Origin of the sequence: Bartonella sp. TT110JLCBS (assembly GCF_042193405.1) — a bacterium.
Taxonomy (GTDB): Bacteria; Pseudomonadota; Alphaproteobacteria; order Rhizobiales; family Rhizobiaceae; genus Bartonella.
In genome coordinates, this window is sequence record NZ_JBHILT010000286.1 from 1 (window position 1) to 572 (window position 572).

General features: G+C 45.6%; 1 pseudogene. It reads left to right on the forward strand.

The window, feature by feature from the left end:
• Positions 1-572: pseudogene (locus ACFILW_RS10960) on the forward strand (phage tail protein); the annotation flags it as partial.

A 572-nucleotide genomic window follows, 5' to 3' on the forward strand; every position in this document is an offset into this window, starting at 1 on the left:
ACAGAGAGGATTAAAGGCTGGTTCCAATGGCTAGAACCTCTGATTGGTGAAATAACCCTCTTTAAGGTAGGACTTGTGGCACTTGGTTCGTTCATTTTTGGTCCACTCATTGCCGTATTAGCAGCCGTAGGAACAGCGTTTGTTAGCCTTGGTATCACAATTATGACGACACCTATCGGTTGGTTAATGGGTGGCATTGCAGCGCTCTTTGTCCTCTATCAATATTGGGATGAACTCAATGGCTGGGTAGCTGCATCTTTAGCCGCGGTTGGAGCAGTTCTTACCGGAGCATTCATTGCGGCAATGGTACCGGCAGCTTCTGCAGTTGCGGGTCTTGCACTATCTCTTGTAGCTTCACTCATTCCAGCAATAACCGCTGTTGGTACGGCTTTTATATCGCTTGGTGTTGCTATTATGACCACACCTATTGGCTGGATACTTGGCGGCATTGCAGCTCTTGTTGCTGCCGGATATCTGCTCTACAAAAATTGGGACACAGTCATAAGCTTTATAAGCAAGCTATGGGATTCTTTTTACAGCTTATGTAGTAATGTTTTCAATAACCTCTTGAC